We start from the raw sequence: 20,028 nt of genomic DNA, 5'->3' as shown, positions 1-20,028 counted from the left end.
GGGGGACGGCCCGCGCCGGAGCGGGCCGAGGGCCCGGCCGCGGCGGAGTGCCCGGGGGGCGTCCGCCGTGCCCGGCCGGCGAGAGCCGGCCTGCGCACGAGATCGGCTGAAGAACTCGTCCGTACCGGGCGGCACCGGGGCCCCGGCCGCATCGGACCCGGTCGCGGTCTGAGACCGGGGCGGCTGCTCGGGGCGGGGCGGAGCCGGCGGGAAGGGCGTACGGGCAGGCGGAGTTCGCCGCGGTGCGGCGGGGGTCTGCGGGCCGGACGGGGGTGCCGCCGCGGGCGGCTGCTCCGGGCGGGGCGGGATCGTTCCAGCGGCGCCGTTGCGCTGCGTCGGCCGAGGTCCGTCGCCCCCGGGCGCGGACGTGCCGTTCGCCCCCGCGGGCGGGACACCCCGCGGCGTGGCCGGACGCGGCGGAGGCACGGAGGCGTCGGAACGCGTCGACGGGCGGGGCGGGGGCACGGAGGCGTCGAGACGCGTCGACGGACGGGGCTGATTCGCCGTCTCGTCCGGTTCCGTCGACGGACGGCGCGGAGTCATGGGGTCGCCCGGCGGCGTGGCCGGGCGGGGCGGGGTCGAGGGGCGCGGAGGGGTGGAGGCGCGGTGCGCTTCCGTGCTCATGCACCCCCCGTTTCGTTGTAGCCGGACCTCCCGGGACGGCCCGGGTGTTCGACCGCCCAGGGCGGACGGCCGGTGGGCGTGGTGCGAACGCCGGCCCGTTCCGGGCAGACATACCCGCGCGAGCGGGCGCCCATCCCAGGCGTACGCGCCCGAGCGGAGCAGCCGCTCGCCCACGTGCGCGTCACTCTACGGGTTGATCCGCGTCGAACGGGAACCGGTCCACGTCACCGGCGGCATCTGCCCGGATCGTCCCCCTACCCTGCGGTAATCACATCTGGCAGGCTGCGTCCATGACTGCCCGCGCCGCAGACCGGGCCCGCTACGACCGGGCCACCGCTCATCTCGACGCCCCTGTCGCGATCGTGGACCTGGAGGCGTTCGACGCGAACGCCGACGACATGCTCCGCCGGGCCGGCGGCAAGCCGATCCGTGTCGCCAGCAAGTCCGTGCGCTGCCGTGCACTGCTCGAACGCGTGCTCGCCCGGGACGGTTTCGCCGGCATCATGTCCTTCACGCTCGCCGAGTCCCTGTGGCTGGCCCGTTCCGGTTTCGACGACGTCCTGCTGGCGTACCCCTCGGCCGACCGCCAGGCGTTCGCCGAACTGACCTGCGACCCCAAGCTCGCCGCCGCCGTCTCGGTGATGATCGACGACCCGGCCCAGCTGCGTCTCATCGACGACGCCCGCCGGGGCGGCACCGAAGAGGTGCGCGTCTGCCTGGAGTTGGACACCTCTTTGAAGCTGCTCGGCGGACGGGTCCGCGTCGGCGCGCGCCGCTCGCCGCTGCACTCCCCCGAACAGGTCGCCGAGATGGCCCGCACGGTGGTCCGCACGCCCGGTTTCCGGCTGGTGGGCATCATGGCGTACGAGGGCCATGTCGCCGGTGTCGGCGACGCGGTGGCCGGGCGTCCGGTGCGGTCGCGGGCGATCCGGCTGATGCAGGCCACGGCGCGCAGGGAGCTCGGCCGGCGGCGCGCGGAAGTGGTGCGCGCGGTCCGGGAGGTGGCGCCGGACCTGGAGTTCGTCAACGGCGGCGGCACGGGCAGCGTCCAGTACACGGCCGCCGAGGACGCGGTGACGGAGATAGCGGCGGGTTCCGGGCTCTACCAGCCGCGGCTGTTCGACAACTACACCTCGTTCCGCGGCCGTCCGGCCGCCCTGTTCGCCCAGCCGGTGGTGCGCAGGCCGGGCGTCGGGGTGGTGACCGTGCTGGGCGGCGGCTACCCCGCGTCGGGCGCCGCGGGCCCCGACCGGCTGCCCGTGCCGTATCTGCCCGAGGGGCTGAGGTACGACCCGCAGGAGGGACCCGGCGAGGTGCAGACGCCGCTGATGGGCTCGGCCGCCGACGACCTGCTCATCGGCGACAAGGTGTGGTTCCGGCACGCCAAGGCGGGCGAGCTGTGCGAGCGTTTCGACGCGCTCCACCTGGTCGAGGGCGACCGGGTGACGGCGACCGTGCCGACGTACCGCGGCGAGGGGCGCACCTTCCTGTGACGTGACCACCGGCACCGGCGCCAGGCGCCGGTGCCGCCCTCGGGCCGCCCCTGAGGCCGTCGTCACCCGGGGTCACGAGACCGAGGCCCGCTACAGGGGCGTGACGTACGCGCCCGCGATTCCGCCGTCCACCAGGAAGTCGGTGGCGTTCACGAAGGACGAGTCGTCGCTGGCGAGGAACGCGACCGCCGCGGCGATCTCCTCCGCCTCCGCGAACCGGCCGACCGGGATGTGCACCAGACGGCGCGCGGCCCGCTCGGGGTCCTTGGCGAACAGCTCCTGCAGGAGGGGGGTGTTGACCGGCCCGGGGCACAGCGCGTTGACCCGGATGCCCTCCCGCGCGAACTGCACGCCCAGCTCGCGGGACATGGCGAGGACGCCGCCCTTGGAGGCCGTGTACGAGATCTGCGAGGTGGCCGCGCCCATCCGGGCCACGAACGAGGCCGTGTTGATGATGGAGCCCTTGCCCTGGCGCCGCATGTAGGGGATGGCGGCCTTGCAGCACAGGTAGACGGAGGTCAGGTTGACCTCCTGGACCCGCTTCCAGGCCTCCAGGCCGGTCTCGAGAATGGAGTCGTCGTCGGGCGGGGAGATGCCCGCGTTGTTGAAGGCGACGTCGACGGACCCGTAGGTGTCGTAGGCCGCCTTGAACAGCGCCTCCACCTGCTCGGGGTCGGTGACGTCGACCTTCACGAACAGCCCGCCGACCTCCTCGGCGGCGGCCTTGCCGCGGGTCTCGTCGATGTCGCCGCAGACGACGTTCGCGCCCTCGGCGGCGAGGCGGCGCGCACTGGCGAGACCGATGCCGCTGCCGGCACCGGTGACGACGGCGGTGCGGCCGACCAGGCGGCGGCAGATGTGGTCAGAGGTCTGCGAGGTCACTGTCACTGTGCGGGGCCCTCCGTGCTGATGAAGACGTTCTTGGTCTCGGTGAAGGCGGTCAGGGCGTCCGGACCGAGTTCGCGGCCGATCCCCGACTGCTTGAAGCCGCCGAAGGGGGTCCAGTAGCGGACGCTGGAGTGAGAGTTGACGGACAGGTTGCCCGCGCGGACGACCTGGGAGACGCGCAGCGCGCGGCCGACGTCCCGGGTCCAGATGGAGCCGGAGAGCCCGTACGGCGTGTCGTTGGCGAGCCGGATCGCGTCGGCCTCGTCCTCGAAGGGCAGTACGACGGCGACCGGGCCGAAGACCTCCTCGACGGCCACGCGCGCGTGCGGGTCGACACCGGTGAGGACGGTCGGCGGGAACCAGAAGCCCGGCCCCTCGGGCGCCTTGCCGCGGATCCCTTCGGCGTCCGCGGGGACGTACGAGCGGACACGCTCCAGCTGTGCCCTGGAGATCAGCGGGCCCATCTGGGTGTTCTCGTCGGCCGGGTCGCCGACGACGACCGACTCGACGGCGGGGGCGAGCAGGTCGAGGAAGCGGTCGTAGGCGGAGCGCTGGACGAGGATACGGGTACGGGCGCAGCAGTCCTGGCCGGAGTTGTCGAGGAACGACATGGGGGCGGTGGCCGCGGCGGTCTCGAGGTCGGCGTCGGCGAAGACGATGTTGGGGCTCTTGCCGCCGAGTTCGAGGGTGACGCGCTTGAGCAGGGCGGAGCCCTTTGCCAACACCTGTTTGCCCACGGCCGTCGACCCGGTGAAGACGATCTTCGCCACGCCCGGGTGCTCGACGAGCGCGGCACCCGCGACGGGGCCGTGACCGGGCAGCACCTGGAACAGTCCTTCGGGCAGACCCGCCTCCAGGGCCAGTTCGGCCAGGCGAAGGGCGGTGAGCGGAGTCGTCTCGGCGGGCTTGAGGAGCACCGCGTTGCCCGCCGCGAGTGCCGGGGCGGCGCCCCACGCGGCGATCGGCATCGGGAAGTTCCAGGGCGCGATGACGCCCACGACACCGAGGGGTTCGAGGATCGTGACGTCCAGGCCGCCCGGCACGGGGATCTGGCGTCCGGTCAGGCGCTCGACGCCGCCGGCCGCGTAGTCGAGCAGGTCACGGACGTTGCCGGCCTCCCAGCGGGCGTTGCCGATCGTGTGGCCCGCCTCGCGGACCTCCGACTCGGCCAGCTCCTCGAGGTGTTCGTCGACGGCCCGGGCGAACCGGCGCAGCAACCGGGACCGGTCGCCGGGCGGGAGCGCCGCCCACCGGGACTGCGCCCGCGCAGCCCGTACGACGGCCGCGTCCACGTCGGCCGCGGTGGCGGCGGGGACGGTGGCGACGACCTCCTCGGTGGCCGGATTGAGCACCTGCAGATCGAGCTCGTTCGACACGACGTTCGGCACGAAAGAACCCCTCACATGCGTTCGAAGGAGCGGCGCAGCTCCCAGTCGGTCACCGCGGCGTCGAAGGCCGCCAGTTCGACGCGGGCCATGTTGCTGTAGTGCGCGACCACCTCGTCGCCGAAGGCGGCCTTGGCGAGGGCGCTGGTCTCCCAGAGTTCGGCCGCCTCACGCAGGGTGGTGGGCACGTGCGCGTACTCGGCGGTGTAGGCGTTGCCGGGGCACGGCTCGGGCAGTTCCAGCTTCTGCTCGATGCCGTGCAACCCGGCCGCGACCATCCCTGCGACGGCGAGGTGCGGGTTGACGTCGCCGCCGGGGACGCGGTTCTCGAAGCGTGTCGAACGTCCGTGGCCGACGACCCTCAGGGCGCAGGTGCGGTTGTCGTACCCCCAGGCGACCGCGGTCGGGGCGAACGAGCCCGGCTGGAAGCGCTTGTAGGAGTTGATGTTCGGCGCGTAGAGCAGCGAGAAGTCGCGCAGGGCGGCCAGCTGCCCGGCGAGGAAGTGCCGCATGACCTCCGACATCCCGCCGGGGGAGCCGGGCCCGCCGGCCATGGCGTTGTGGCCGTGCTCGTCGGCGAGCGAGAGGTGGATGTGGCAGGAGTTGCCCTCCCGCTCGTTGTACTTCGCCATGAAGGTGATGGAGACGCCTTCCTGGGCGGCGATCTCCTTGGCTCCGGTCTTGTAGATGGCGTGCTGGTCGCAGGTCACCAGGGCGTCGTCGTAGCGGAAGGCGATCTCGTGCTGGCCGGGGTTGCACTCGCCCTTGGCGGACTCGACGGTCATGCCGGCGCCGGCCATCTCGTTGCGGATGCGGCGAAGCAGGGGCTCGATGCGGCCCGTGCCGAGCACGGAGTAGTCGATGTTGTACTGGTTGGCCGGGGTCAGGCCCCGGTAGTTCGCGTCCCAGGCCTGCTCGTAGGTGTCCTTGAAGACGATGAACTCCAGCTCGGTGCCGACCTGGGCGGTGTGGCCGAGGGCGGCCAGGCGCTGGAGCTGGCGGCGCAGGATCTGGCGGGGAGCGGCGAGTACGGGTGAGCCGTCGTTCCAGGCGAGGTCGGCGATGACCATGGCCGTTCCCTCGTGCCAGGGCACCCGGCGCAGGGTGCCCAGGTCCGGGTGGAGGGCGAAGTCGCCGTAGCCGCGGTCCCAGGAGGACATGTCGTACCCGTCGACCGTGTTCATCTCGGTGTCGACCGCGAGGAGGTAGTTGCAGCCCTCGGTGCCGTGTTCCAGCACCTCGTCGAGGAAGAAGCGCGCGGCGAACCGCTTGCCCTGGAGGCGCCCTTGCATGTCGGGGAAGGCCAGGACGACGGTGTCGATCTCGCCGCCCGCGACGAGGGCGTGCAGCTCCTCGAGGCCGAGCGGGGATGTGCGGTCTGCCACGGGGGGTCTCCTTCGGGTCCGCCGGGAGTCATAAGGTATTTGCGACAACCATTGCTTGGGAAGGGGGCACGGCCAGATGGCGCATGCGGAACCCGACGACCTCGCCGCCGGCGTGCGGGACCGTTTGACGCCGGTGCTGCGGCCGGTGCGGGCGGGCAACGGCTTCGAGGAGGCGCTGGAGCAGATCCTCCAGGTGGTCCGCCTGGGGCTGGTGCCGGGCGGGGAGCGGCTCCCCGCGGAGCGCGAGCTGGCGGAGCGGCTGGGGATCAGCCGGGTGACGCTGCGCGAGGTGCTGAAGGTGCTCCAGGACCAGGGCCTGCTGGAGTCGCGGCGCGGGCGCTACGGCGGCACGTTCGTCCTGCCGCGCGTGGACGCGGGCGGCGAGGACGAGCTGCGCCGGCGCATCGAGAAGGTCGACATCGAGGACGTGCTGCGGTTCCGCGAGGTGCTGGAGGTGGGGGCGGCGGGCCTGTGCGCGACGCACGGCCTCTCGGACGAGCAGGCGGCACGGCTGCGGGAGGCCCTGGCCGGCACCCAGGACGCACCGCTGACGGAGTACCGGCGCCTGGACACGCTGCTGCACCTCACACTGACGGAGCTCGCCGGGTCACCGTCGCTGACGGCGCAGTACGCGGCCGTACGGGCCACGGTGAACGACCTGCTGGACTGCATCCCGCTGCTGGTCCGCAATCTGGAGCACTCTCAGCGGCAGCACGAAGCGCTGGTGGAGGCGGTGCTGGACGGGGACGCCGACGGCGCGCGGGAGATGATGCGGGAGCACTGCGCGGGGACGGCGGCGCTGCTGCGGGGCTTCCTGGCCTGAGCACCACCCTTGAAAAGGTATGACTGTGTACCATTTATACCCTGGGAGGCCCGTATGACCGGACGGCCGCTGATCGGCGTGAGCACGTATCTGGAGGCCGGGGCGCGCTGGGGCGTCTGGGAGCTGGAGGCGGCGCTGCTGCCGGCGGGTTATCCGCGGCTCGTGCAGCGGGCCGGCGGGCTGGCCGCGATGCTCCCGCCGGACGATCCGGCACAGGCGGCGGCGACGGTGGCCCGGCTGGACGGTGTGGTGATCGCGGGTGGCCCGGACGTGGACCCGGCACGCTACGGCGCGGCCCGCTCCCCGCGCACCGGGCCTCCCGCGCCCGAGCGGGACGCCTGGGAACTGGCGCTGATCGCGGCGGCGCTGGCGTCGGGCACGCCGCTGCTCGGCATCTGCCGTGGGATGCAGCTGCTCAACGTCGCCCTCGGCGGCACACTCGTGCAGCACCTCGACGGGCACGTCGCCCAGGTCGGGGCGTTCGGCGGGCACACGGTCAAGCCGGTGCCGGGCACGCGCTACGGGGAGGTGGCGCCGGAGTCGGTGTCGGTCCCGACCTACCACCACCAGGCCGTGGACCGCCTCGGGGACGGACTGGTGATCTCGGCGTACGCGGAGGACGGCACACCGGAGGCGGTCGAAATGCCGGGTGCCGCCTGGGTGCTGGGTGTGCAGTGGCACCCGGAGATGGGCGAGGACGTCCGGGTGATGCGAGCGCTGGTGGAGGCGGCGTCCGCCCGCGCCGAGTGTCCTGGTCCGGAGGCCCGGTCGCACTAGCGGCAGATGTGGCCGATGGTCCGGTCTGCGGTCTTCGTCCATCTGAAGAGCCGGGCCTGCTCGTTCCAGGTCTTGATCCAGTCCTCGAGCGCGGTCTTGAACTCGTCGGGTGAGCAGAGCACGCCGCGTTCGAGGCAGCGTCGCTCCAGCCCGGTGAACCACCGCTCGACCTGGTGGATCCAGGACGAGTAGGTCGGGGTGAAGTGCAACTCGAACCGGGGGTGTGCAAGGACAGAGTGCCCACAGCCCGGCCGTCAGCGCGCCAGAAAGCGCCCCGTTCATCCGCACGCGGCTGGGGACATTGACGTGTACGCCGACACTTGTCGAAGACGGCCCGCAGTTTCTGCCCGCTGTCAAGCAGGGGCTTGTCGAAAACCTCCTTCCCGGCCTGGGAGTCGGGGCCGCTCTCGCCCTCCACGTCATGCATGCCTGCCGCCCACGACTGGCCGGGCGTGCAACGCCCGGCCAGTCGGCGGTCGGACTCTCATCAGCGCCTCCGAGGGCACCCCTCGGCCCCGGTGACACCAGCCCCCAGGTCATCGATCGACAGGGGGCGACCGTCATGCCCGACCCGGAGGCCGGCAGCCCCCTTGCAGGACCACGAAAAACACAACGGGCAACCTCTGTCGGGAGCCGTGAGTGCGGCAAGCGGGCGACGACCGGTTCCGTGACATGGGTGAAGGGCCCCCACCGCGTACTGCGGCCCCAGCGGCCTGTTCTTGCCGGCGTGACCGGATGAAGTCACCGACGGGTCCCGGTTGGCCGCTCCCTTGGCGCCCTCCTGTCAAGCGAGAAGCCGTTCGCGTGGCTGTTGCGCCAACATCCCGGGCAATGCATGATGGAACATCGATAGCGCATCATCGATACCACCTCATCGATATCGCCTCATTGAGATGCCCAGTCGCCTCTTCTCGCCGGTCTCCGTCCCCCTGGCCTCCCAGACACGGTTTTCGACCCTTAGGAGAAACTCCATGAAGAACCCGATTTCCCTGTCCGTGCGGAGGCCGAGGACGGTGATCGCCGCCTGGCTGCTGCTGCTCGCCCTGGCCGCGCCGTTCGCCCTCCAGCTCGAAGGGGCGCTCAAGGCCGGCGGCTTCTCCAATCCGCGCGGGGAGTCGGTGCACGCGCAGCGCACACTTGAACAGGCCTTCAAGGAAGCGCCCAACTCCCTGTTGGTCGTCCTGCACGACCCCAGTGGCTCAGTGCAGGGCGCGGTCACCCAGGCACGTCAGGCAGTACAGCGTCCCGGTGTCACCGCGGTCACGGACGAGCGCACCCACCCCGAGTGGGTGTCCAAGGACGGCCGGACGACGTTTCTGCAGGTCGGTTTCACAGGTGACAGCACCACCGTGCAGAACGTCGTACCGGACGTGCGGCGCGATGTGCGGGCCGCGGTCGGCAAGGGCGTGGAGGTGGACGTCACCGGCGGCCCGGCCCTGGACTACGCGCTGAACGTCCACTCCAAGGAGGACGTCACCCGGGCCGAGATGATCGCCTTCCCGGTGCTCTTCGTCGTGCTGCTGCTGGTCTTCCGATCCGTGGTCGCGATGGTGGTTCCGCTGGTCCTGGCCGGTTTCACGCTGGCCGTGACCCAGGCCCTCGGCTACGGAATGGCTCAGCTCACCGACATCAACAGCCTTTTCGGCAACATCGTCTCCATGGTCGGCCTGGCCGTGGCCGTGGACTACTCGCTGTTCATCATCAAACGCTTCCGTGAGGAACTTGCCGAGGGACGGGACGCGCCGGCCGCCGTGGAGCGCTCCATGCGCACTGTGGGGCACTCGGTGTTGTTCAGCGGCCTGGCCGTGGTGGTCGCGCTGTCCGCTCTCTTCATCCCCCGCGCGATGTCCTTCACCAGCATCGCCCTCGGCGGCACGGCCGTGGCGGTGGTGGCGGTCGCCATGGCGATGACGCTGCTGCCCGCGGTGCTGAGCCTGCTCGGACACCGCATCAACGCCGGTACGCTGCGTCGCCGCGGGAAAGCCGCAGCCGCTGCGGACGCAGCACCGCAGCCTGGCCGGTTCCCCGGGCGTCCGGGGCTGGTCCTCGCCGCACTCCTCGTCGGTTTCACCGCCCTGGCGTGGCCGGCCACGCAGCTGACGCTGCGGGTACCGGTGGCCAGTGCGAGCATCCTGCCCTCCGGTGACAGCGCCCGGGTCGGCATGGAGCGCATCAAGAAGGACATCGGCATCCGTGCCATGTTCCCCGTCCAGGTGGTCCTGACCGCCGACGCCAAGGATTCCTCCGCACTGCTCAAAACCGCCACCAGCGTCGCCGAGCACGCGAGGAGCGCCAACGGCGCCGACGGTGTGCAGGCGGTCAGCACCCTGGGCCTGCCCGCCGGTTCGCTGCCCCAGGCGCTCGCCGACGGCACCGGGCTGGACGCCGCGGGCAGGGCGGCCGTCGGGCAGTTGTGGGCTAAGGTCGGCGACACCGTGGTCACCCGCGTCCTGGTCACTCCGGACGCCGACCCGGACAGTTCGGCGGCCCACCACCTGGTCAGCGACCTGCGCTCGCACCTGAAGAGCGAGACCGGCCCCGGAGTCACCGCGGAACTCGCCGGTGCCACCGCCACCGGCTCCGACTTCGACAGCCTGGTCCTCCACTCGGTCCCGCTGGTGGTCCTCACCGTCGCCCTGCTGAGCTTCCTGATCCTCTTCCTGGCCTTCCGCTCGACGGTGTTGCCGCTGCTGGCCCTCGCCTTCAACCTGCTGGTCGTCGGCGCCAGTCTGGGCTTCCTGGCCCTGGTGGCCAGCGGCACCGACCACTCGATCAACAGCGTCACCCCGCTGATGCTCTTCGCCGTCATGTTCGGCCTGAGCATGGACTACATGGTGATCATGATCGGTCGGATGCGGGAGATGCGGCTGGACGGCGCCGCCCACCGTGACGCGGTGCTCGGCGGTCTGGCCCGCACCGCCGGGCTGGTGAACGGCGCCGCCGCCATCATGGTCGCCGTCTTCGTCTCCTTCACCAGCGCCCAGATCAGCATCGTTCGGGAACTGGGCATCAGCCTCGCCGCTGCCGTCGTGCTGGACGCGATCGTGATCCGCCGACTGGTCATGCCGGCCACGCTGCTGCTGCTGGGCGACCGCGTCTGGGGCCGTAAGCACCGATCCGCGGCCCCGGCCGCCGACAGCGTGACGGGCACGGCCGCCGAGGAGGCCGCCGGCGCGACCACCGTACTGCCGTCCACCGGCCCGGAGTTGCCCGCCTCCGGCAGTCTGCTGCGGTGAGCTGACCCGCGGTACAGCTCCGCCGCCCGGCCCGCACCCCGGCCGGGCGGCGGAGCTGCGCGCCGCAGGCGGTCACCCCTGACGAGGGCGATTCCGGCTCCGCGTCGATCGATGTAAGACAGGGCCGGACGACGACACGACGTACTGGCGCAGCCCACACCCGAACCACGGCACCACCTTCCCGCTCACCTTGCTCCTCCGGAAAGCGAGCCGATCGCCATGACGACGCCATCCGTGCCCCCCTTCCTGCACCAGCCCCTCGCCGCCCCGCCACTGGTGAGCGGCATCTTCTGGCGCGGCGCCCGGTTGATCGCCGAGCGTGGCTGGTGCCGCGGCGAAGGACTGCTGCATGTGGGCTCCCCGTACCGGCCGGAAGCGGCCAGCCTGATCGGCGCCCTGCTGTGGGCGGCGACCGGCGACGCGAGAGCGCAGAACGTGGCGTCCCGGCAGGCACTGTCGGTCATCCGCACCCGGGTCGACCCGCACCGCACAGCGCCGTTCGACGACTGGGAGCTGTTGTGCGCCTGGAACGACACGCCCTCACGTAGCCGGGCTCAGGCCATCGCTCTGCTGATGTCGGCGCACGATGCGGCGGTACGCGACTGCACGGGGGATGCTCAGCCGAGCCACGCGCCGGACTCGCGCACCGTCTGAGTGAAGAACTCGCCCGGTTCCTCGACCACGCCGTGGAGATGCCCGAACAACTCGAAGCTGATGAGGCCGAAGAGCTGGGTCCAGCACTCCACCAGACGCGTCGCTGCCCAGTTCGGCAGTTCGCCCGCCACGGACTTCGCCACGCGGGCCGTCCGCTCCACCGGCTGCAGGGTGCCCCGCGACAGGGCCTCGCCGACCAGGCCGATGAGCACCAGGCCGACCCGGGCGGCCGGGCCCACGGTGCTCTGCGGGGCCGCATAGTCCGGCACAGGGGAACCGTAGAGCAGCGCATACTCGTGCGGGTTGGCCACCGCCCAGGCCCGCACCGCCTCCCATACCACCTGCCAGCGATCGGCCGGCGTGCTGTCCGGCGGTGCGCCGGCCGCCGCGTTTTCCGCGCATTCGCCGAGCGAGTCGAAGCCGTCCACGATGAGCGCGGTGATCAGGTCGTCGCGGCTGGGGAAGTAGCGGTAGACGGCCGACGAGGCCATGCCGAGTTCACGCGCCACCGCGCGCAGCGACAGGGAAGCGGCCCCTTGGAGAGCGAGATGGTGACGGGCCGACATCTTGATCTTCCCGACCAGCTCCTCGCGGGCGCGCTCCCTGGCCGTGCGGATCGCGTTCATGGCGCAGATCCTCGCAGTCGTATGAGGCAGTGACAAGATCGGCTTGCTGCGGCGGACCGGTGTCCGGCGGACTGTTCGCTCCCGCCGTACGGGACGACTGCGCGCTTTGCTCGCGCCATACCCGCCCTTACCTGTACGTTAACCTGACGTGCTTTTTGACGCTCTGTGAGGCCTCTAGTTTGCGGATGTCCCTCTGAGGTGATGCAGATTGGGGTGTGCACGCTGTGTCGTCCGTACCGTCGAGGGGTCCCGCCCGGAGGTTCTGCCACGACTCAGCCGTTGCGGGGGAAACGGGCCGCGAGAGCGGCGCCGCTGACGGTACCGTCGGTGATTCGGCGCAGGGCGCCGATCATCACCCGCTTCTCGTTGGGACTCAGCCGGTCCGCCGCTGCCGCGTCCACCGCCGCGTCGATGTCCCGCAGCACCGGCAGCAGCTCCTCGCCCTGTGCGGTCAGGCCCAGATACACCACCCTGCGGTCCACCTGTCCCGGCTCCCGGCTGACCAGTCCACGCTTGACGAGCGTGTCCACGATCCGGCTCGGACTGTGACTCTCACAGACGATCAGTCGCCCCACCTCGGCCAGAGTGAGCGGGGCCCGCTCCGACAGCACCAGCAGGATCTCCGCCTGCGCCGGCGTCAGGTTCAGCGGCCTGAGCTGGGCGGCTAGGTACCGGGCGCCTTCCCGCTGGGCTGCCAGGACCAGATAGCGCAGTTCTGAGTCTTCCTTGGTGCGCGTCGCGGCCAGGACGGACGGGTTCGGGGGCATGCGATACACCTCGCGTGCGTAGGAGATGGGCGCTCATCGACGCCCATCGACAGGCTGTGTCAATGAGGAAACATCGATGAAACATCATTCGATGATACGCCATGAATAACTCAGAGTGCAGGGGCCTGTCACTCCCCTGTCGAGAATCCCTCCTTGTTGAATTCTTTACGAAGACGGTGTTGCAGCACCGATGCTGCAACATGCATGATGTGACATCAGTGACAGGTTATCGATGTTAAAACATCGGAACCCGAACCCGCCTACTGCACCGCCACGCACCTGCGCCCCCCCAACGCACCTGCGACCAAAGGAACTTCCTATGACCGTGCAGTCCCTGGACGTCCCCTCGATCGTTCTCGACGAAGCTGAGAAGGCAGTCGCGGCCATCGCCCGCGGCGAGCTGATCGTCGTAGTGGACGACGAAGACAGGGAGAACGAAGGCGACCTGATCGTCGCGGCCGAGTTCGCCGATGCCGCCGCGATCAACTACATGATCACGCATGGCCGTGGCCTGGTGTGCGTGTCCATCACCGAGGAGCGCGCCGCCGAGCTACAGCTGCCTCCGATGGTGGAACGCAACGAGGACCACAACGGCACTGCCTTCACCGTCAGTGTCGACGGGGGCCCCGAGCACGGCGTCACCACTGGTATATCCGCCCCGGACCGTGCCAAGACCATTGAGCTGATGCTCAACGGCACCAGTGAGGACCTGCGCCGTCCCGGTCACATCTTCCCGCTGATCGCCCGGCCGGGCGGCGTCCTGGAACGTCCGGGCCACACCGAGGCGGCCGTCGACCTGGCCCGCTTCGCGGGTCTCGCCCCGGCCGGCGTCATCGTCGAGATCATCCTTGAGGACGGCACGATGGCGCGCCTGCCCCAGCTGGCCGAGTTCGCCCGTCGTGAAGGCCTGGTACTCACCAGCATCGAGAAGCTGCAGGAGTTCGCTGCGCGTCAGACCAGAGAGGCGAAGTGAGCCGGAGTGACCGGCTGATCATCGGTGCCACGACTGCCGTCTCCCGTCCGGCAGTCGTGCACCGGTATCTCGCCGGCGTCGAAGGAGTGCACCACATACCGGCAGACGGGCCCTTCGTCCTCGTCCCCAACCACAGCAGCTTCGCCGACCACTTCGTGCAGGACGCGCTGATGAACCTCCTGCGCGACAGGCCCAAGTTCTACTTCCTGACCAAGGCGGAGGCGTTCGTCCATCCGCTGCGGCGCCGGTGGACGACCGTGATGGGCGGCATACCGGTGGATCGCGACCAGCCCGGCCGGGACCTGCTCGCGTCGGTGGAGCGGGTGTTCACCGAGGGCAGCGTCCTCGTGGTCTACCCGGAGGGAACCCGCGGCCCCGGGTGGCCGCTCCTGCCTTTCAAGGACGGCGCGTTCCGTTTCGCCGCCCGGGCCGGGGTACCGGTGATCCCGGTGGGCATGTGGGGCGTCCAGCACGTCCTGCCCAGGGGGGCGTACCGGCCCCGCCGGGCCGACATACGGGTCGTCTTCGGGGCACCCCTGGAAGTCGACTCCGCGCTTCCCCGGCCCAAACGCGTGGCGGCGCTGTCCGAGGCGGCCCGCGAGGCACTGGTGTCGCTGGTGGACACCGCCCGCAACCCCACACAGCAGCGCGACCGGCAGGCGTCCCAGGAACTGGCCGACCGGGCCGCGGCAACCGTGGAGACCATGCTCAGCCGTACCGACCCCCAGCCGGCCGCCCGCCGGATGGAACAGGCCGCATCCCTGGTCGCACTGGCGAAGCGAATGGATCCGGGCAACGTGGACGCCCTGGCAGTGGCAGCCCGGCTGACCGGGTTACGCATGATGGACGGCGCCCTGCCACAGCGCCTGCGGCTGTTGCGCCGCTTACGCCGAGAAGCCCAGCGGGTCATCGACGCCGACCCCGATCACCTGATGGGCAACTACCTCATGGGCCGCTGGTACCTCGAGGCACCGCGGATGCTCGGCGGCCGGCCGGAGCAGGGGCTGGGGCACCTGCGGCACGCCGCCGAGATCGGGGCCCCCGACACCCGCTACCTCATGGCCTACGCCGAAGGGCTGATCAAGACCGGCAATCACGCCGGCGCCATGGACCAGTTGCGCGGCATCGTCGCCGCTCCCGCACCCGACACACGCACCGAGGACCGCAAGAGCCGGGCCGCCGCCCTGCTCGCCCGGCTGACCGCTGACCACAGCCCTGACTCGACTCCGGTGGGGTGAAGCCTCATGTATTCGTCACCGATCCTGAGACACGGCAACACGGTGGTGGTCTTCGACGGGCCTCCCCGGCTCATCTGGTCCGCCTCGCGCCCGGGACACTACGCACCTTGCGGGCTGTGGCCCTCCCCGGCGGAGGCAGCCTGTGTGCTCGACCACCTCGCCGACGGCGGCAACGTCCTGGTCATGTTGAGCGAGGAGAACTCCACCGTGCCCATGTACGTCGAGGAGGCCGCCGCCATCCCGGCCGAACTTGCGGACCGGATCGAAGTCACCACCGACGGCGCACTGGCGTACCTCCACCTGACCGCCCTCGACTGGCTGCCGGACCACCTCCGGCAGCGGGGACTGCGCTTCCTGCGCGAGACCGTCCGGGTGCTCGCCAGCCTTCCGGACGCCTTCCTGCCGCCCTTGCTGCTGGAGGAGCCGAGTTCCGAGGCGTCGAACCTGCGCTTCGCCCGGCTGCGCACCGTGCGCACCCTCACCGAGGACCGGATCCTCCCGCTCAGTGACTACCTCTTCGCCCCGGCGGCTTCCGGCCCACACACCGAATGGGAGACCTCCTCATGAACAGTGGCCACGAAGGGGCCGAAACACGGGTCGTCCCGCCCGGCGTCCATGAAGGGCGGGTGGCCATCGTCACCGGTGCCGGGCGGGGGCTGGGGCTGTTGACCACGGAGACCCTGCTGCGGCAGGGTGCCCGGGTGGTCGCCAACCACCGCTCCCCGTCGGAGGACCTGGCACGGCTCGCCGACAAGTACGGTGACCGGCTGATCCTCGTCGCCGGCGACGTGGCGGAGGGCGACACCGCGGAAACCCTCGCCGCCGAGGCCCGCCGGTTCGGCCGGCTGCACGTGCTCATCCACAACGCCGGCATCACCCGCGACCAGCTGCTGGTCCAGATGCCGGTGGAGGACTGGGACGAGGTCCACCGGGTCAACCTGCGCGGTGCGTTCCTCGCCACCAAGCACGCGCTGAAGGTCATGATGCGGGGCCGCTACGGGCGGATCGTCTACGTGTCCTCGCTCGCTGCGGTGATGGGCAACGCAGGCCAGGCGGCCTACGCGTCCTCCAAGGGCGGCCTGCACGGCCTCGCCCTGAGCGTCGCCCAGGAGTACGCCGCCTACAACGTCCGGACCGTCACCCTCGCACCCGGGATCCTGGACACCGGTATGGGCGTGGCTCTGGATCCCGCCCGGCGCAGCTACATGGCCGACCGCGCCCTGATGGGGCTGGGCGACGGCCAGCAGATGGCGGAAACCATCGCCTTCCTGGCCAGCCCCGCGGCCGACTACATCAACGCCACCACGGTCCATGCCGACGGAGGGGTCAGGTACTGAGCGATGACCCTTCACAGTGCGCATGTACTGATCAACGCCCCCGTGGACGTGGTCCGGCAGATCCTGCTCGAACCCGCGGCCCTCGCCGACTGGAACCCCGCGTTCCTGTCGATTGAGGCACCGCGGACCGCGGTCGTCGGCCAGCGGTACCCCATCAAGGTCAAGGGCGGCCTGTCGGGCTTCCTCGAGTACCGCGCGATCAGCGGCACGCTGATCGAGGCCCACTGGGAAACGGTCGGCTTCCGTGAGGACCACAGCTGGGAGCTGAACGCCCACCGCGGAGGTGCGCACGTGCGGCACACCTTCGAGCACCACGGGGTGCTGGCAGGCGTGCTGCGGTCGGCCTTCGCAGGAGTCGCCGAGCTGCGGCTGGGCCGGCTGGCGGCACGGGCCGAGGCCCGCAACACGCCCGCCGGGAGGGTGTGACATGGAGCCGGCCGTACCCCCCGTCCCGCCGCCGGCACCGGCCCCTCCGGTTTCCGTCCCGACGGCAGCCGACGACGACTGGTCGCAGCCGCTGCCCCTGCACCTGGCCGATTCCGCCGGTGAGCCCGGCGAACCGCACATCCTGCGCGGCCTGGACTGAGCAACTCTGCGTCCCGCGGTGGGCCCGCCCCCTCCGGTCGGCGCCCGACGGCACAACGGGCCCACCGCGTTTGCCGACCCTGATCGCCCCGACCCCCGGAGCTCCGCAGTGTCTGCCACCGCCCCAGTGCTTCGCCAGCCGGTCGCACCGGCACACGCCCGCATCCTCGGAGTGGGCGGCTACCTGCCGTCCCGCGTGGTGACCAACGACGAGATAGCACCCAGGATCGACTCCAGTGACAAGTGGATACGGGAACGTTCCGGCATCGCCGAACGCCGTTGGGCAGGCCCGCAGGAGACGATCGCGCACATGGGTGTGGCAGCCGCCGCCAAGGCCCTGGCCCAGGCCGGGGTCACTCCCGAGCGGATCGGCTGCGTGATCGTCGCGACCTCCACGCACTTCCGCCAACTCCCGGCCGTCGCCACCGAGATCGCCCACCTTGTGGGGGCGGAACGGGCCGCTGCGTTCGACCTGTCCGCGGCCTGCGCGGGCTTCACCCACGGTCTCGCCCTGGCCGCCGACATGGTGCGCGGAGGCAGCGCCGAGTACGTGCTGCTGGTCGGCACCGAGCGGATGTCCGATCTCATCGACCACGACGACCGCGCGACCGCATTCCTCTTCGGCGACGGCGCCGGAGCGGTGGTGGTCGGCCCCTCCACCTTTCCGGGCGTCGGCCCCGTGGCCTGGGGTGCCGACGGGGCCCAGCGCACGGCCATCGACCAGACCTCGTCCTGGCTCGAACTGCGCACCGGTCGGCCCGAACGCTTCCCCGCCCTCACCATGCAGGGGCAGACCGTCTTCCGCTGGGCTGTCTACCAGATGGCCGACGTCGCCCGGCAGGCGCTGGAGTCGGCCGGCGTCACCGTCGGCCAGCTCGCCGCCTTCATCCCGCACCAGGCCAACCTCCGGATCATCGACGCGCTCGCCAGGACCCTCAAACTGCCGCCCGACGTAGCTGTGGCCCACAGCGTGGTGCGCTCCGGCAACACCTCGGCGGCCTCCATCCCACTGGCCATCGAGGAGGTGCTCGCGGCCGGCGAGGCCCCGAGCGGCGGCCTGGCCCTGACCATGGGCTTCGGCTCCGGCCTGTCCTACGCCGGGCAGGTCGTGACCCTGCCTTAGGTGATCCCCTCTCCGCCGCCAAGGCGGCCAAGTCGACCCCGCTCAGTGCCCCGGCCCACCGCCCTCCCCGCCGGAGCCGTCCCGACGCGCCCAGGGGAGCGGGCACGTCCACTGGCCGCACGCCGGAAGCGATCACCACCGCGGGCCGGCGCAGACCGGCGATGAGGCAGCCCCGACGTGCCGGAGGCCACATCCCGCGCCGAGCCCCACCTCAGCAGGGACCTCGGCATCGGCTCGCAGACCGCGGCCCACGTGCCGGTGGCGGCTCAGGAGCGCTTCACGGTCAGGACCGGCGACCACCAGGTCGGCCCTCTGACCACCGTCGCCGGCGTCGTGGACCGGATCCTCGTCGCCGGTGACAGCCCCGAAGCCGTTCCGTTCGTCGGTCGGCCCAGCCCATCAACCGACAGGAGACCGAGATGCCCACCACCGACCGCACTGTGCTCGTCACGGGGCTGGGGGCCACGACCCCGCTGGGGGGCGACGTCGCCGCGACCTGGGCGTCGCTGCTGGCCGGCCGCCCCGGGGCGCGGACGCTCACCGAGGAGTGGACTGCGGATCTGGCCGTGCGCTTCGCCGGCCGTGCCGCCGTCGAACCCGCACCGCTGATAGGCAACGCGCTGGCCAGGAAGACCGACCGCTCGACACACTTCGCCTTGGTGGCGGCGCGCGAGGCATGGCAGGACGCCGCCCTGACGGATGTGGACCCCGAGCGGGTCGGCGTCGTGATCTCCTCCGGCGTGGGCGGTGCCGGCTCGCTGCTCGCACAGCACGACCTGCTGCGCGAGCGAGGCTCACGGCGGGTCTCTCCGCACACCGTGCCCATGTTCATGCCCAACGCCGCGGCCGCCTACGTCGCCCTGGAACTCGGAGCGAGGGGCGGCGCGCACGCCACGGCCTCCGCTTGCGCCTCGGGAGCCGAAGCGGTGGCGTATGGCATCGCCATGATCCGCTCCGGCCGGGCCGACGTGGTCGTGACCGGCGGCACGGAGGCGGCCATCCACCCGGTCATCATCAGCGCGTTCGCCAACATGATGGCCATGTCCAAGCGCAACGAGGACCCGGCAGCCGCCTCCCGTCCTTACGACGTGGACCGCGACGGCTTCGTGATAGCCGAGGGCGCGGGCGTGGTCGTACTGGAATCCAGTGCCCACGCGCTGGCCCGCGGTGCCCAGGTCTACTGCGAGGCGGCCGGCTTCGGCCTGACCTCCGATGCCCATCACATCGCCCAGCCGGAACCGCACGGGCGCGATGTCGCCAAGGCCGTCGCCGTCGCGCTGACCGATGCAGGCGCGACACCGTCCGACGTCCTGCACGTCAACGCGCACGCCACCTCCACACCGCAGGGCGACCTCGCCGAGATCGAGGCGCTGCGCCGGGTACTGGGCCGCTCTGCCGGGCAGGTCGCCGTCACCGCCACCAAATCGATGACCGGGCACCTGCTCGGCGCCACCGGAGCCGTCGAGTCGATCGCCGCGATCCTGGCTCTCCGGCACCGGGTGGTGCCCCCGACGATCAACATCGACAACCTCGACCCGCAGGTCGATCTCGACATCGTGCGGGACAAGCCGCGCGACCTCAGTACCGGCCCCGCCGTGGTGCTCAACAACTCCTTCGGCTTCGGGGGCCACAACGTCACGCTCGCCTTCCGTGGCCCCTGACCGTGCGTCAGCATCTCTGTCCGAGGAGATCACCATGCCGGAGAACATCGAACTGCCCGTTCTGCCGAGCACCCACGAGATTCACCGGTGGGTGAGCCAGGTCCTCACCGGCGGTCTCGGGGGCGTCCCGCGCGGCCTCGACGCGCGGGGGCCGATGGCGGAGAGCCCACAGGCACCGGAACCGGCCATGGGCACGGCTCCAGCACCACGACCCGCAGAGCCAGGACGCGGTCACACGACACAGAGCGGGCCGATCTCCGCCTGCTGATCAGCAGGACGTCGGAGCGGGTCCCATCCACCGCCGATGACGTCAGCGACCGTGCGGGGCCCCACCGGGGGCCGGACGCCTGGAGACGCGAGTACGCCTGTCCCCGGCGTGTGTCGCGCGAGACAGGCGCCGATGCGGCTTCTAGAAGCCGCCGCTTCGACCCGGGGCGGTGACGCGAACCATGT

At 71.2% G+C, this 20,028-nt stretch carries 19 protein-coding genes; 13 read left to right on the top strand and 6 right to left on the bottom strand.

Annotated features, from left to right (window positions below; all coding sequences use genetic code 11):
• Positions 1–914: 914 nt before the first annotated feature.
• Positions 915–2,117, top strand: coding sequence for an amino acid deaminase/aldolase (locus tag C3488_RS35325; RefSeq protein WP_103844967.1), 1,203 nt, complete (start codon positions 915–917; stop codon positions 2,115–2,117).
• 90 nt (positions 2,118–2,207) lie between these two features.
• On the opposite strand, the gene C3488_RS35320 is transcribed toward C3488_RS35325, so the two are convergent.
• From C3488_RS35320 to C3488_RS35310, 3 genes are read right to left on the bottom strand one after another with little or no spacing between them, the layout of a single operon-like run.
• Positions 2,208–2,999: a 3-oxoacyl-ACP reductase gene (locus tag C3488_RS35320; RefSeq protein ID WP_103844966.1), complete on the bottom strand. Its 792-nt coding sequence runs from the start codon at positions 2,997–2,999 to the stop codon at positions 2,208–2,210.
• A gap of 2 nt (positions 3,000–3,001) precedes the next feature.
• Positions 3,002–4,381: an aldehyde dehydrogenase gene (locus tag C3488_RS35315; protein WP_103844968.1), complete on the bottom strand. Its 1,380-nt coding sequence runs from the start codon at positions 4,379–4,381 to the stop codon at positions 3,002–3,004.
• A gap of 23 nt (positions 4,382–4,404) precedes the next feature.
• Positions 4,405–5,775 (bottom strand): glutamine synthetase family protein, encoded by a 1,371-nt coding sequence (locus tag C3488_RS35310; RefSeq protein WP_103844965.1) that lies wholly within the window; start codon positions 5,773–5,775, stop codon positions 4,405–4,407.
• 76 nt (positions 5,776–5,851) lie between these two features.
• On the opposite strand from C3488_RS35310, the gene C3488_RS35305 reads away from it, so the two are divergent.
• Together C3488_RS35305 and C3488_RS35300 are read left to right on the top strand one after the other, a co-directional pair.
• The gene (locus C3488_RS35305) at positions 5,852–6,598 is read left to right on the top strand and encodes a FadR/GntR family transcriptional regulator (protein WP_103844964.1); all 747 of its coding nucleotides are present in this window, start codon (positions 5,852–5,854) and stop codon (positions 6,596–6,598) included.
• Between the two features lie 54 nt (positions 6,599–6,652).
• Positions 6,653–7,375 carry a gamma-glutamyl-gamma-aminobutyrate hydrolase family protein gene (locus C3488_RS35300; protein ID WP_103844963.1) on the top strand — a complete coding sequence of 241 codons (723 nt, stop codon included), beginning with the start codon at positions 6,653–6,655 and terminating at the stop codon, positions 7,373–7,375.
• On the opposite strand, the gene C3488_RS35295 is transcribed toward C3488_RS35300, so the two are convergent.
• Positions 7,372–7,584 (bottom strand): hypothetical protein, encoded by a 213-nt coding sequence (locus C3488_RS35295; protein ID WP_258053851.1) that lies wholly within the window; start codon positions 7,582–7,584, stop codon positions 7,372–7,374. The two genes, C3488_RS35300 and C3488_RS35295, sit on opposite strands and share 4 nt — an antisense overlap.
• 762 nt (positions 7,585–8,346) lie before the next feature.
• Here C3488_RS35295 and C3488_RS35290 point away from each other — a divergent pair.
• Positions 8,347–10,611, top strand: coding sequence for an MMPL family transporter (locus tag C3488_RS35290; RefSeq protein WP_181139322.1), 2,265 nt, complete (start codon positions 8,347–8,349; stop codon positions 10,609–10,611).
• A gap of 219 nt (positions 10,612–10,830) precedes the next feature.
• On the top strand, positions 10,831–11,265 hold the full coding sequence (locus tag C3488_RS35285) for a hypothetical protein (protein WP_146067992.1): 435 nt from the start codon (positions 10,831–10,833) through the stop codon (positions 11,263–11,265).
• Here the strand turns inward: C3488_RS35285 and C3488_RS35280 are convergent.
• Complete coding sequence (locus tag C3488_RS35280; protein WP_103844960.1) at positions 11,229–11,891, bottom strand: TetR/AcrR family transcriptional regulator; 663 nt, start codon at positions 11,889–11,891, stop codon at positions 11,229–11,231. The genes C3488_RS35285 and C3488_RS35280 overlap by 37 nt on opposite strands.
• 272 nt (positions 11,892–12,163) lie before the next feature.
• Positions 12,164–12,658, bottom strand: a complete 495-nt coding sequence (locus tag C3488_RS35275) for a MarR family winged helix-turn-helix transcriptional regulator (protein ID WP_103844959.1) — start codon at positions 12,656–12,658, stop codon at positions 12,164–12,166.
• Between the two features lie 319 nt (positions 12,659–12,977).
• Here C3488_RS35275 and ribB point away from each other — a divergent pair, with 319 nt between their 5' ends.
• The 8 genes from ribB (at position 12,978) to C3488_RS35240 (ending at position 19,575) form a co-directional block, all read left to right on the top strand.
• Complete coding sequence (ribB, locus tag C3488_RS35270) at positions 12,978–13,631, top strand: 3,4-dihydroxy-2-butanone-4-phosphate synthase (protein WP_103844958.1); 654 nt, start codon at positions 12,978–12,980, stop codon at positions 13,629–13,631.
• Positions 13,628–14,869 carry a lysophospholipid acyltransferase family protein gene (locus C3488_RS42440; RefSeq protein ID WP_103844957.1) on the top strand — a complete coding sequence of 414 codons (1,242 nt, stop codon included), beginning with the start codon at positions 13,628–13,630 and terminating at the stop codon, positions 14,867–14,869. Before ribB ends, C3488_RS42440 begins: the two co-directional genes overlap by 4 nt.
• A gap of 6 nt (positions 14,870–14,875) precedes the next feature.
• The gene (locus tag C3488_RS35260; RefSeq protein ID WP_103844956.1) at positions 14,876–15,436 is read left to right on the top strand and encodes a hypothetical protein; all 561 of its coding nucleotides are present in this window, start codon (positions 14,876–14,878) and stop codon (positions 15,434–15,436) included.
• Positions 15,433–16,206: an SDR family NAD(P)-dependent oxidoreductase gene (locus C3488_RS35255; protein ID WP_181139321.1), complete on the top strand. Its 774-nt coding sequence runs from the start codon at positions 15,433–15,435 to the stop codon at positions 16,204–16,206. Before C3488_RS35260 ends, C3488_RS35255 begins: the two co-directional genes overlap by 4 nt.
• A 3-nt stretch (positions 16,207–16,209) precedes the next feature.
• Positions 16,210–16,632 (top strand): SRPBCC family protein, encoded by a 423-nt coding sequence (locus tag C3488_RS35250; protein ID WP_103844954.1) that lies wholly within the window; start codon positions 16,210–16,212, stop codon positions 16,630–16,632.
• Between the two features lies 1 nt (position 16,633).
• Entirely contained in the window at positions 16,634–16,792 is a 159-nt protein-coding gene (locus C3488_RS40920; protein WP_181139320.1) for a hypothetical protein, read from the top strand.
• 108 nt (positions 16,793–16,900) lie between these two features.
• A complete protein-coding gene (locus tag C3488_RS35245) occupies positions 16,901–17,914 on the top strand; it encodes a beta-ketoacyl-ACP synthase III (RefSeq protein ID WP_258053850.1) in 1,014 nt (337 codons plus the stop codon).
• Positions 17,915–18,333: 419 nt separating this feature from the next.
• On the top strand, positions 18,334–19,575 hold the full coding sequence (locus tag C3488_RS35240; protein WP_103844952.1) for a beta-ketoacyl synthase: 1,242 nt from the start codon (positions 18,334–18,336) through the stop codon (positions 19,573–19,575).
• Positions 19,576–20,028 lie beyond the last annotated feature (453 nt).

The organism is Streptomyces sp. Ru72, assembly GCF_002920635.1.
Classification (GTDB): domain Bacteria; phylum Actinomycetota; class Actinomycetes; order Streptomycetales; family Streptomycetaceae; genus Streptomyces.
This window is presented reverse-complemented; position numbering and strand designations above follow the sequence as displayed.

Excerpts from the sequence above, each read along its gene's own strand:
- C3488_RS35250 (WP_103844954.1), top strand. The coding sequence starts at position 16,210 with ATGACCCTTCACAGTGCGCATGTACTGATCAACGCCCCCGTGGACGTG.
- C3488_RS35280 (WP_103844960.1), bottom strand. The coding sequence starts at position 11,891 with ATGAACGCGATCCGCACGGCCAGGGAGCGCGCCCGCGAGGAGCTGGTC.
- C3488_RS35300 (WP_103844963.1), top strand. The coding sequence starts at position 6,653 with ATGACCGGACGGCCGCTGATCGGCGTGAGCACGTATCTGGAGGCCGGG.
- C3488_RS35255 (WP_181139321.1), top strand. The coding sequence starts at position 15,433 with ATGAACAGTGGCCACGAAGGGGCCGAAACACGGGTCGTCCCGCCCGGC.
- C3488_RS35260 (WP_103844956.1), top strand. The coding sequence starts at position 14,876 with ATGTATTCGTCACCGATCCTGAGACACGGCAACACGGTGGTGGTCTTC.
- C3488_RS35285 (WP_146067992.1), top strand. The coding sequence starts at position 10,831 with ATGACGACGCCATCCGTGCCCCCCTTCCTGCACCAGCCCCTCGCCGCC.
- C3488_RS35325 (WP_103844967.1), top strand. The coding sequence starts at position 915 with ATGACTGCCCGCGCCGCAGACCGGGCCCGCTACGACCGGGCCACCGCT.
- C3488_RS35240 (WP_103844952.1), top strand. The coding sequence starts at position 18,334 with ATGCCCACCACCGACCGCACTGTGCTCGTCACGGGGCTGGGGGCCACG.
- C3488_RS35305 (WP_103844964.1), top strand. The coding sequence starts at position 5,852 with ATGGCGCATGCGGAACCCGACGACCTCGCCGCCGGCGTGCGGGACCGT.
- ribB (WP_103844958.1), top strand. The coding sequence starts at position 12,978 with ATGACCGTGCAGTCCCTGGACGTCCCCTCGATCGTTCTCGACGAAGCT.
- C3488_RS35275 (WP_103844959.1), bottom strand. The coding sequence starts at position 12,658 with ATGCCCCCGAACCCGTCCGTCCTGGCCGCGACGCGCACCAAGGAAGAC.
- C3488_RS35290 (WP_181139322.1), top strand. The coding sequence starts at position 8,347 with ATGAAGAACCCGATTTCCCTGTCCGTGCGGAGGCCGAGGACGGTGATC.
- C3488_RS40920 (WP_181139320.1), top strand. The coding sequence starts at position 16,634 with ATGGAGCCGGCCGTACCCCCCGTCCCGCCGCCGGCACCGGCCCCTCCG.